General features: G+C 66.0%; 11 protein-coding genes. 6 read left to right on the top strand and 5 right to left on the bottom strand.

All coding sequences use genetic code 11. The features are described 5' to 3' along the window. On the bottom strand, window positions 1–851 hold an 851-nt coding region (locus NN4_RS37480; protein ID WP_147141075.1), incomplete at its 3' end, for an ROK family transcriptional regulator. 102 nt (window positions 852–953) lie between these two features. Here NN4_RS37480 and NN4_RS37475 point away from each other — a divergent pair. Further along, entirely contained in the window at window positions 954–2,477 is a 1,524-nt protein-coding gene (locus NN4_RS37475; RefSeq protein WP_147141073.1) for a carboxylesterase/lipase family protein, read from the top strand. A 178-nt stretch (window positions 2,478–2,655) separates the two neighbouring features. Here NN4_RS37475 and NN4_RS37470 read toward each other — a convergent pair whose 3' ends face one another. After that, on the bottom strand, window positions 2,656–3,222 hold the full coding sequence (locus tag NN4_RS37470; protein ID WP_147141071.1) for a hemerythrin domain-containing protein: 567 nt from the start codon (window positions 3,220–3,222) through the stop codon (window positions 2,656–2,658). Between the two features lie 123 nt (window positions 3,223–3,345). Further along, on the bottom strand, window positions 3,346–4,620 hold the full coding sequence (locus NN4_RS37465; RefSeq protein ID WP_147141069.1) for a cation:proton antiporter: 1,275 nt from the start codon (window positions 4,618–4,620) through the stop codon (window positions 3,346–3,348). 313 nt (window positions 4,621–4,933) lie between these two features. On the opposite strand from NN4_RS37465, the gene NN4_RS37460 reads away from it, so the two are divergent. Together NN4_RS37460 and NN4_RS37455 are read left to right on the top strand one after the other, a co-directional pair. Further along, the gene (locus NN4_RS37460) at window positions 4,934–5,401 is read left to right on the top strand and encodes a thioesterase family protein (RefSeq protein WP_147141067.1); all 468 of its coding nucleotides are present in this window, start codon (window positions 4,934–4,936) and stop codon (window positions 5,399–5,401) included. A gap of 194 nt (window positions 5,402–5,595) precedes the next feature. Continuing rightward, on the top strand, window positions 5,596–6,024 hold the full coding sequence (locus NN4_RS37455) for an SRPBCC family protein (RefSeq protein ID WP_147141065.1): 429 nt from the start codon (window positions 5,596–5,598) through the stop codon (window positions 6,022–6,024). 70 nt (window positions 6,025–6,094) lie between these two features. Here the strand turns inward: NN4_RS37455 and NN4_RS37450 are convergent, their stop codons facing one another. Then, window positions 6,095–7,204 (bottom strand): NADH:flavin oxidoreductase, encoded by a 1,110-nt coding sequence (locus NN4_RS37450; RefSeq protein WP_147141063.1) that lies wholly within the window; start codon window positions 7,202–7,204, stop codon window positions 6,095–6,097. 225 nt (window positions 7,205–7,429) lie between these two features. Here NN4_RS37450 and NN4_RS37445 point away from each other — a divergent pair, with 225 nt between their 5' ends. Further along, on the top strand, window positions 7,430–7,876 hold the full coding sequence (locus NN4_RS37445) for a MarR family winged helix-turn-helix transcriptional regulator (protein WP_147141061.1): 447 nt from the start codon (window positions 7,430–7,432) through the stop codon (window positions 7,874–7,876). 291 nt (window positions 7,877–8,167) lie between these two features. Here the strand turns inward: NN4_RS37445 and NN4_RS37440 are convergent, their stop codons facing one another. Continuing rightward, a complete protein-coding gene (locus NN4_RS37440; RefSeq protein WP_147141060.1) occupies window positions 8,168–8,569 on the bottom strand; it encodes a DUF3291 domain-containing protein in 402 nt (133 codons plus the stop codon). 182 nt (window positions 8,570–8,751) lie between these two features. On the opposite strand from NN4_RS37440, the gene NN4_RS37435 reads away from it, so the two are divergent. Continuing rightward, window positions 8,752–9,120: a hypothetical protein gene (locus tag NN4_RS37435; RefSeq protein ID WP_246181298.1), complete on the top strand. Its 369-nt coding sequence runs from the start codon at window positions 8,752–8,754 to the stop codon at window positions 9,118–9,120. Between the two features lie 106 nt (window positions 9,121–9,226). Next, complete coding sequence (locus NN4_RS37430; protein WP_147141058.1) at window positions 9,227–10,708, top strand: phospholipase D-like domain-containing protein; 1,482 nt, start codon at window positions 9,227–9,229, stop codon at window positions 10,706–10,708. Window positions 10,709–10,765: the final 57 nt, after the last annotated feature.

Raw genomic sequence — 10,765 nt, 5'->3', positions numbered from 1 at the left:
CCGAGACCGGCGGCGGTGAGCAGCGCTTCGGGGCCCGCGTAGCAGACGAGGCAGCCGTGCGCACCGCAGGCGCAGGGCGGTCCGTCGATGGCGACGGGCATGTGCCCCGGTTCGCCGGCGATGCCGTGGCTGCCGGTGTGGATGCGCCCGTCCAGCACCACGCCACCGCCGATGCCGGTGCCTGCCGCGATGTAGACGACGCCGCGCGGTCGCCGTGGCTGCGCGTGATATTCGGCCAGTGCGGCGGCGTTCGCATCGTTGATCACGTCGATCGGGCAGGTCCGGCCGGGCAGCCGGGCGGCGATCAGCGCCCGCAATCGGACGGGACGCAGCCAGCCGAAATCCGGTGCGACGAGCACGGTTTGCGCGTCGTCGTCAGCGACCGGCCCCGCCATCGCCACCGCGACGCGCACCAGTTCCGCGCCGGGTGGCGCCGCCGCTTCGGCCCGCCGGACCGCGGTGGCGACCGCGTCCGCCATGGTGGCGGGCACGCCGGCGGCACTGTGGTGCGGCACGGCGTCCTGCCACACGATCGTGCCCGCGAGATCGGCGACGGCCACGCGGAGCTGTTCGGCGGAGATCTGCACCGCGACGGTCACCGCGCGGCGCGGGACCATGCGCAGCAGGCGGCGCGGCCGCCCGCGCCCACCGCTGTTCAGTACGCCGTCTTCACGCAGTAGCCCGCGGGCCGTGAGGTCGGCCACCAGGGTGGTGACCGACGCGTGCGACAGGCCGGTGGCCACGGCGATCTCGGTGCGCGCGCAGGGACCGTGCTCGGCGACGTAGCGCAGCACCAATCCCAGATTGCGGCGGCGGACGGCCACCGAATCGTGTGCCGGACTTGTCTCCACAATCCAACAATAGGCTGGTGGAGAATTTTTTCAACCATTGACTTATTTCCGGGGGAACCGCGAACATGCCTTGGTCAACCACACACACGAATCGAGGTCGCAATGCCCCACCTGACCCGCCGGACGGTGCTGCTCGGAGCCGGCGCGCTGGCGTTGGCCGCCGCGTGCTCGGCCGAGCGCACTCCGTCGGACGTCGTCCAGACGACATACGGTCCGGTCCGGGGTAGCCGACGCGACACCGGCATCGCGTTCCTCGGTGTGCCGTTCGCGAAGCCGCCGGTCGGTGCGTTGCGGTTCGCGGCTCCGGTACCGCCCGCGCCGTGGACCGAAACGCTGGAGTGCACCACGTATGGCCCCACCGCCCAGCGCCGATCGCTGGGTTCGGTGACCACCATCCCGGAGCCGAGCATTCCGGGCGCGGCCATCCTCAACCTGAATGTCTTCACCCCGGACCCGTCGGCGCGCGCGCTGCCGGTGCTGGTGTGGATCCACGGCGGCGGCTTCGTCGCGGGCAGTCCCGCCAGCCCCTGGTACGACGGCACCGCGTTCAATCGTGATGGGGTGGTGGTGGTTTCGGTCGGTTATCGGCTGGGCATCGATGGCTTCCTGCGCCTCGACGGCGCTCCGGACAATCGAGCGGTGCTGGACTGGATCGCGGGTCTCCAGTGGGTTCGCGACAATATCGCGTCGTTCGGTGGCGATCCGGCTCAGGTCACCGTCGCCGGTCAGTCCGCAGGCGGCGGGGCGGTCTGGGCGCTGATGGCCACGCCGTCCGCGCGCGGTCTGTTCCGGGCCGGCATCTGCGCGTCCGGCGCGGTGACCCAACCGAACGATCTCGCTGCGGGACGCGCCGTCGCCGAGCTGTTCACCCGGCGCACCGGAGTGCCCGCGACGGCGGCCGCGTTACGCGCCCTGCCCGAGGACAAGGTGCTCGACCTGCAAGATGCGCTCCAGGCGCCGGGGCCGGGTAGCGAGAGCGTGCCGATGCTGGGCTTGGCACCGTTCGCCGACGGCCAGCTGATCCCCGACGCGACACCGGCAATGTTGAACAACGGTGCGGGCGGCGACATTCCGCTGCTGCTCGGCTTCACCAGGCACGAATTCAATATGGCGGCAACCATGCTCGCGCAGAATCCGGAAGCGGCGGCCGCCAGTCCGCTCGCGCTCGCCGGTCGAGGGGCCGACATGGACGCCTACCGTGCCGCCTATCCCGGCGCGGACCCGACCCAGCTGGCCGGTCAAGCCATCAGCGACAGCATCATTCGCGGACCGTCGTATCGGGTCGCCGAAGCACGGGCCGGGCTGAATCTGCCGACCTGGCTGTACGAATTCGACTGGACGTCAACGGCTCCGAGCTATCGCGGGCTGGCAGCGCATTGCCTGGACCTGCCGTTCGAGTTCGATCTGCTGAAAGCACCTGGCGTCACCGACGTAGAGGGTGACGCGCCGCCGCAAGCACTGGCCGACGCCATGCACATGTCGTGGGTTGCTTTCATCAAAAACCGTGACCCGGGTTCGAATTGGCCCCGCTACACGCTGGACAAGCGGCAGACGATGATCTGGTCCGATCAGGGCCGTGTCGAACCCGATCCGTTCGCTGCTCAACGCGGGATCTGGACGTCCTGATACCCGGGCCCGGAGTTCGACGAATAGACAGCGGGGGTGAGGTCTTCGCCTGAGCAGTGACACGGCAACCACCCGCACCGAATCATGCAGTGGCCGTTGCCTGCCGAACAGCATGAGCGGCGGTCAGGCTTCAGTGCCCGCGACCGCCGCTCGTGTTACCTCATAGCGAAAGGTGTTGCTACTGACGCGGTTTCGAGATTGCGTCGCGTACCCGGTCGAGCACTGCGGCGAACGGACCCGCGAACATGTTCGCCGGTGCGGACTCCACACCCGGGTGCGGCCGGGTCGGCGCGGTCTTCTCGGCGAATTCGACAACGCCGCGCATCCGCTCGAGGTCGTTCTGATCGAGCTGGGTCCGCAGCTGCTTGAACTCCTCGCTTTCCTCGTGCCCGGCGTGGTTGAGTACCGCGTCGCGTAGGGCGGCGAGTTTCACGCCGAATTCCGGCGAGTTCACGTTCATCTTGTCGAGTTCGGCCAGCGCCTGCTTGGCCTTGTTCTCCTCCTGCAACCGGGCGTCCACGATGGCGTCGCCGTTATCGATGGCACGGCGAGCCCGCGGGTGGACGATCTCCTCCTCCGCGGTCTCGTGGACCGCGAGCAGCCGACGCAGCTCGAAGAACTTCTGCTCACGTTCCTCCGGGGTCACCGCCGCGGCGGTTTCGGTGAACAGCTGCCGAATCCGATTGTGTTGTTCCACTAGGAAGTCGATGACATCCGCAGTGCTGTCGATGCGTTGTGTTGCCATGGTTGATACCTCCTGGTCTGCCTGGATGGCCGGGCTGATAGCCACCCATCGACGCCCTACCCGGCTCGTCGGCGCACAAACGACAGCAATCAAGGTCGTTCAGCTTGCGCGATTCCGACCGCGTCAGGCACTCTCCTTCCCGCGAACGTTCTCCAGGTGTTTCATCACCCATCCCGCGCTGGCGCCGTGAACGAGCACGGACAGGACGATCGTGAATGCCGTGATCGCCCACAGCGTCTCAGCTTCCGAGGAAAGGGCTGCCTGGGTCAGGCCATAGGAGACGTAGTAGACCGAGCCGATACCGCGGACGCCGAAGAATGCGGTGACGGCGCGCTCTTTCGGCGCCATCTCGTCGCATCGCTGCAACGCCAGCCACCCGGCGAACGGCCGGAAGACGAAAACGAGCAGGACACCGACCGCGGCTCCTTGCCAGGACAGCGCGTTCAACAGGCCGGTGGTCAATGCCGCTCCGAGTAGCAGCAGCACTACAAGCGTCAGGACATGTTCCAACTGTTCGACCAGGCTGTGCATCTGCTCGTGGTATCCGCTGTCGCGCTCGATCCGTCGCATGGCGATCGCGCACGCGAACACCGCGAGAAAGCCGTAGCCGCCGACGAGTTCGGTGAGCCCGTAAACCGCGAACACCGCGGCCAAGGCGGCGATCGGTTCGCCTTGGTCGGCGAGTCGTGCGTTCTCGATGGGGAATCGGAACAAGCCGCGCCCGAGCAGGTCCCCCACGATGGCCCCGAGGAGGGCGCCGACGGCGATCTTGCCGAGGAGTTCCCACGCGAACCAACCGGCGAACCAGTTCTGCACCGAGCCCTGGGTCGCGAGGAAGATCGCCAAATAGACGAAGGGGAAGGCCAGGGCATCGTTGAGGCCCGCCTCCGAAGTGAGCGCGAAACGCACCTCGTCGTCCTCCTCGGCGGAGCCCGCGCCGCCGGGCGTCGGCCCCTCCACCTGCACATCCGAGGCCAGCACCGGGTCGGTGGGTGCCAGCACCGCGGCAAGAAGAACCGCGGCGGCAGGCGACAACGCCGCCGCCCACCACCCGAATACCGCCACCGCCGCGATGCACAGCGGCATCGTGATCATTAGCAACCGCCAGGTGGACCCCCAGGTACGCCAGTGCAGCGGACGGTCGATGGCCAGCCCGACACCCATCAGCGCCACGATCACACACACCTCCGCGAGGTGTTCGATCACGGTCGGATGGGACAACGGGGACACGGCTCGCAAGCCGGTCGGCCCGATCACCAGTCCCCCGACCGCCCCGACCCCCAGCATCAGCATCGGCGCCGTGATCGCCCGATCCTTGAAGAGCCGAGGCAGCGTGGCCGCCAACAACAATGCGATGCCGGCGATCAGGTACGCGCGTTCGATATCGAGATTGGTCATCGTCGTTGCCACGCCACCGCGCACGTCACCTGTCGATCGGAGCAGAAAATCAAGATCTACCCGGGCGGTGCCATCCGAAACTCGGGCAGACTCGTTCGCGAGCGACTCCGTCAGTCCTGCGCGCTGTTCGGCGGTCGGGTGGTTCGACAGCACAAGCTGATGTGGCGTGACTTGGCGCTCATGCGCAAGCGCCGCAAAAGCCCTCCGTAAGAACCGAATTCAGATATAGCAGGCAAGGCATCAGTTGAACCAAGCAACTGCTTGGTTGTAGCCTGAGCCTCGTAACTGCTGACAGCGCGGGGAAGGTGGCGGTTTGCGAACCCTCGAATGTGACGTCGATGCGACGTGGATCGACATCAACAACCATATGAACGCCCAGTACTACGGGATCGTGGTCTACCGCGCCCATGCCGCGTTCACCGACGCCCTCGGTCTCGGCGACGAGTACGTCCGGACAACCGGGTTCGGGAAGGTCGTCGTGCAGACCGCCATGACTTACGAACGAGAGGTGCTGCACGGGTCGCGGCTGGCCGTCGATTCCTGGTTGCTGGGCGTGGATGCCAAGCGGCTGCACTTCTTTCACGAGGTACGCAATCTCGGCGACCGGACACGGGTGGCCGTTTCCGAACAGCTGGACCTGCACGTCGACCTCGGGACGAGAAGAACTGCGGCGATGCCGGACGACGTCCGCGCCCGGCTCACACAGTTCGCTACCGAACAGCGTGCGGCAGGCGGCCATCCCGATGGGGTGGGGCGCAGGATCAGATTCCCACGGCGCTGACGATTGATTCGATCGACGTCGAGGGCGCGCTAGGCCGCTCAACGCCGGATCCGGGCATGCCGATACGCGGACCGTCGATGCGCGCAACGCGAATCACGATGTTGCCGTGTGGCAGACCACATCGCGCGATGTCACGATCAAGAGTCGGCCGGTGTCCAAGAGGCACGTCCGGAACAACACCAAGGGGGATCGATATGGAAACCATCGTTGTCGAGCGCACCATCGCCGCACCGCTCGAGAAAGTCTTCGAATGGTGTGCCACTACAACGAATTACGAGCGCACGGCCTGGGTGTTGCGTGACAAGCTCACCCGGCCGGGCGAAGGCGCGGCATACGGGGTCGGCGCGATCCGGCGGCACACTTGGCTGATCGGCCACTTCTATGAGCGCATCACCAGCTATGAGCCGCCGCATTCGTTCGGCTACGTCGTCGACCGTAGTTTTCCGCCTATACCGCACAAAGGCGCATCGATGACGTTCACGACGGTGCCGGGCGGAACCCGGGTGGTCTGGACTACCGCCATCGATGCGGGCTCCTTTGTGGGCAGCATCGCCAGAACCGTGGTCGGCCATGTGTTCGGCCGAATCCTCAACGCCTGCGCCAAAGAACTTGCCAGCAAGTAGTCCGACACACGGCGTCCCTGCCGGCGGTCCATCGAGTTCGCCCAGGGAGCGGGTTGGCTAAAGGCTGGGATCAGTTGAGGGACTTCAACACTGCGCGGTCGAAGGCGATCGTCTCATCGAGGCGGCCTTGCAGCGCCTTGGTGGCCCAGTCGGGATTGGCCAGCAGCGCTCGGCCGACAGCGACGAGGTCGAACTCGTCGCGTTCGAGGCGATCGAGCAACTGATCGATGCCCGCGACGGCGGCCTGCTTCTGCCAGCCGCCGGAACCGACGAACTCCTGGTCCAGTCCGATCGAGCCGACGGTCACCGTTGGCTTGCCGGTGAGCTTCTTGACCCAGCCGGCCAGGTTGAGGTCGCTACCGTCGAACTCGGGGAGCCAGTATCGGCGGGTCGAGGCGTGGAAGGCGTCCACACCCGCGTCGACCAGTGGCGCCAGGAGCTGGTCCAGCTCGCCCGCGCTCTCGGCGATCTTGGCCTCGTAGTTCCCGGACTTCCACTGGGATAGCCGGAAGAAGAGGGGAAAACCGGGCGAGACGGCGGCACGCACGGCCTCGACGATCTCGACGGCGAACCGGGCCCTGGACGCGGGGTCACCGCCGTAGCCATCGGTGCGCTGGTTGGTGCCGCTCCACAGGAAGCTGTCGATCAAATAGCCGTGCGCGCCATGCAGTTCGGCGCCGTCGAAGCCGAGGCGCTCCGCCGCGGCCGCCGCCTCGGCGAACGCGGCGACCGTATCGTCGATATCGCGCTGCGTCATGGCTTTTCCGGTCGCATCACCGGACAGCCCTACCCCGGACGGGCTTTCGGCGGGCGGCTCGGTCGCGATGCGCGCCACTCCGGTATGCCACAGCTGCGGAATGATCTTTCCGCCCGCGAGGTGCACCTGCTCGACCACGTGCGCCCAGCCGGCGAGCGACTGCTCACCGTAGAAGTGCGGCACGTTGTCGTAGGCGCCGGCCGCAGCCCGGTTGATGTAGGTGCCCTCGGTGACGATGAGACCGACATTGTTGGCTGCCCGGCGGGCGTAGTACTCGGCGACGTCGGGTCCCGGAACGCCGTCCGGCGACATATTGCGGGTCATCGGGGCCATCGCGATCCGGTTCGCAACGGTCAGGTCTCCGACAGTGAATGGGCGATCCAGCAACCGCCGGATCCGAGTGGTGTCTACTACCGAGGTCATATCGTCTCCGAAATCGGCGCCGAGCCGGTGACAGCACCGTGGTCGGCCGCGGTATGGGGAAGAGCCAGGGGGCGCTCGAGCCTTCAGATAGTTGAGCAACTCAAGCAACTCATCGACAGTACAACCGAGAGTGTTTGATTTTGTCAAGCATTCCGTCGAGCGGCACAGACGCGGGGACCCGCCGAGAAACTTGAGTTCGTCAAGTATTCGGCATACCTTTGCACTGTGCCACACTCCTCGCCACCGGCCGCGCCGACCGCACTCGATGTCATGGCGACCCTCTCGGAGTTCTGCCGCGTCTACCAACAGGACTTTCTCGCCGCGGCGCAGAGCTTGGACCTGACCTACAGCCAAGCCAAGCTCGTCTGCCTGCTGGCCGAACCGCGAGCAATGCGTGAACTGGCCGGAGACCTGTCCTGTGACGCATCGAACATCACCTTGCTCATCGATCGATTGGAGCAGCGCGGACTGGTCGAGCGGCACATCGACCAAGCCGATCGCCGCGTGAAGAAGGTCGTCGCCACCGCCGAGGGCGCCGCGATCGCCATGCAGCTGCGCGAGGGGATGCACGGCGTCCGCGCGGCGCTGGAAATTCTGACCCCAGCGCGCCGACGCAGCCTGCAAAGCATCCTCGAGCAGTTGCATACCCACATGACAACCAGCCCGGACTGACCCGACCCGCTGCCGACGGCGCCTCCGCATCCAAACACGTTGCAGTGCAACCCATCAGATTGCCGAGTCGAGTCGGCACCAGCGTCTGATCTGCCAGTCGACCATCCTCCACTGCTTCACTCGTTGCCGAAACTCCTCCTCGAGCTCCGCCGAGTTCGGGTGTTCGATCACCTGTTCCGGATCGATCGTGCACGGTTCGGGCAGCAGTGCCAGACCGAAGTCCGTCGTTTTCGGTGGATCGACCAGGACGTCGGTGACCGTCGCCGCAGCCCGCGGGTACGTCGAAACCGGTCATTGCGCAGGCTTGTGATCCGATTGTGTCGAGTCGCGTTGCTCGGCGATGCGGAGGCGGATCGCGGACCACGGCAGGGGCAACTCGTCCACCGGTGCGGTGAAGAACACGAAGGTCGCGTCCCGCATGACTTTTCGCTTGCGCCCGACGGTTGACTTATGCGGCTCGGACCCCGCGTAGGCGTAGATGGCCGCCTTGTCGTCCCAGGCCGAATAAGTCCAGAATGTCCCCTTCAGCATCTCTGCCTTCAAGGCCACGCCCAGCACTCCCGGCGAGCGGCGGGCCTGCCACCACAGCGCCAGTGAAGCGATGAGGAACCCGGGTGCACTGAGCAGAGACGTGACCTCGAGGCGGGAGGCCATGCACTGGACCTCGGACGTGTTGGGCACCCCGACTGTCATCCAGGGAAGCGTGGGCATAGACGCTCTTTCGATCAGGAGGGAGACGGCGGACCGCCGACTGACTCCACTATATTCCACAGTGGAATGTAACTTGTCAACGGCAAGATATGCTCGACCAAACAGCAGACCGGCAATCCACTGTTCCTCTCGTTGTGCAGGATCTTCCGATGAAAGGGATTCGAATGAGAAGTCCGACAGTCGCCACCGCACGAGTAACGGCCGCTGCAGTGTTGGGTCTGGGCGTTACCGCAATGACCGGCGTCGGCGCGGCTCGAGCTGCGCCACAGGACTGCGTGATCACGCGGGATCTGATCAGTGCGACGGCCACATGCCATGATGTCGACGCCCCCGCAGGCAGGGAGTACGCCTTGATCGTCGAGTGCTTCGGCTTGCACGGCGTGCCGAATGCGTTCCCGTTGATGGCCGTCGGCCCTTATAACGGCTCGTGGAGCGGTTCGTTCAGTCCGTCGGGCGGTGGCACGGCCTCGTGCATCGGGCCCTTCAGCGTCGGGACCGCTACCAACGCTCACGTAGCGATCTACCGCGACTGACCACGGTCGTCCTCGCCGCGGCCCTGAATTCTCGCCTGTTACCAGTACTCTGAATCGTTCACCTGCAGGAACGGGTGTCCGGCCGGACGGGAGAACTGACCACAGCATGAGCGATGAGCAGCAAATCCTCACCCCCGGCGAAACCTGCTGGCAGATCGCCCGGGCCGATCGGCTGGCGTGCATTGTCGATGCGGCCGACTATTTCCGCTATGCCAAGTCCGCGATGTTGCAGGCGCGCAAGCGCATTGTGCTGATCGGCTGGGACTTCGATACCCGGATCAAGTTCGAACCGCAGGGCAAGACCCTCGAAGGACCTGATCGGCTGGGCAGATTCTTGTCCTGGCTGCCGAAAGTGCGACCGGACCTCGACATCTACCTGCTGAAATGGAATGTCGGCGCGTTCGCCGCGATCAGCCGCGGGATGACGCCGATCTTCGTGGTCAATTGGATCACCGATCGACGGTTGCACTTCGAGATGGACGGCGCGCACCCGCTGGGTTCGGCGCACCATCAGAAGATCGTGGTGATCGACGACGCGCTCGCGTTCTGCGGTGGCATCGACATGACCGTCGACCGCTGGGACACCGGCGACCACCGCGACGACAACCACTACCGCACCAAGCCGAACGGCAACCGGTACGGACCATGGCACGACGCGACCACCGCCGTCGACGGTGCCGCAGCGAAGGCGATCGGCGAATTGGCCCGGGCCCGCTGGCAGGCGGCGACGGGACAGCAATTGGCCGCGATCGACGAAATCGCCGGGGACACACCGTGGCCGGACGGGCTGGAGCCGACGATGCGGTCCGTGGATGTCGGTATCGCGCGAACCTTCCCCGAGCTCGCCGACCGCGCCGAGGTCAGGGAGATCGAAGCGCTATATCTGGCGGCGATCGCTGGCGCCACCCGGTCGCTGTACATCGAAAGCCAGTACCTGGCCTCGCGCACCCTCGCCGAGGCGATCGCCGCGCGGCTGCGCGAGCCGAACGGTCCGGAGATCGTGCTGGTGCTGCCGCGGCACGCCGACGGCTGGCTCGAGCAACAGGCGATGGATGGTGCTCGCCGGCGCTTACTGCATCTGTTGTGGAAGGTCGACACCGAGAACCGGCTCGGCGTCTACTACCCCGTCACCGACGCCGGTAACCCGATCTATGTCCACGCCAAGGTGCTGGTGATGGACGATCGACTGCTGCGGGTGGGATCGTCGAACCTCAACAACCGTTCGATGGGATTCGACACCGAATGCGATCTGGCCGTGGAGGTTACCCCCGCCACCGCGAACGGTGACCAGCTGCGCGAAACCATCCTCGGCATCCGGCGCCAGCTGATCTGCGAGCATCTCGGTGCCGAACCCGCGAAGTTCGATGCCACCCTCACCGAGACGTCATCGCTGCTCCGCACGGTCGAGGCGTTGCGCGGCGACGGCCGGACCCTGGTGCGATTCGAGCCGGAGACCGTCGAGGACGAGGACAGTCCGCTGGCGGAGAACGAACTGCTGGATCCCGAACACACGCCACCGAGCCTGTGGGACAAGCCATTACTGAGCCGGGGTATCCGCAGATTCAAGGCCGCGGGGGCGGCGCGCTGACGACTTCCGCCATCGACTGCGGTTACTGTTCGGTGGAAGGCGGCGACGGTTAGAAAG

The sequence above is a fragment of the Nocardia ninae NBRC 108245 genome (assembly GCF_007990755.1).
Lineage (GTDB): Bacteria > Actinomycetota > Actinomycetes > Mycobacteriales > Mycobacteriaceae > Nocardia > Nocardia ninae.
The sequence above is the reverse complement of the archived record's forward strand: the minus strand, read 5'-3'. Positions and strand labels throughout refer to the sequence as shown.

Bases quoted from the DNA above. Each gene is read 5' to 3' on its own strand.
- NN4_RS37465 (WP_147141069.1), bottom strand. From the start codon at position 4,620: ATGACCAATCTCGATATCGAACGCGCGTACCTGATCGCCGGCATCGCA.
- NN4_RS37430 (WP_147141058.1), top strand. From the start codon at position 9,227: ATGAGCGATGAGCAGCAAATCCTCACCCCCGGCGAAACCTGCTGGCAG.
- NN4_RS37455 (WP_147141065.1), top strand. From the start codon at position 5,596: ATGGAAACCATCGTTGTCGAGCGCACCATCGCCGCACCGCTCGAGAAA.
- NN4_RS37435 (WP_246181298.1), top strand. From the start codon at position 8,752: ATGAGAAGTCCGACAGTCGCCACCGCACGAGTAACGGCCGCTGCAGTG.
- NN4_RS37475 (WP_147141073.1), top strand. From the start codon at position 954: ATGCCCCACCTGACCCGCCGGACGGTGCTGCTCGGAGCCGGCGCGCTG.
- NN4_RS37470 (WP_147141071.1), bottom strand. From the start codon at position 3,222: ATGGCAACACAACGCATCGACAGCACTGCGGATGTCATCGACTTCCTA.
- NN4_RS37440 (WP_147141060.1), bottom strand. From the start codon at position 8,569: ATGACAGTCGGGGTGCCCAACACGTCCGAGGTCCAGTGCATGGCCTCC.
- NN4_RS37450 (WP_147141063.1), bottom strand. From the start codon at position 7,204: ATGACCTCGGTAGTAGACACCACTCGGATCCGGCGGTTGCTGGATCGC.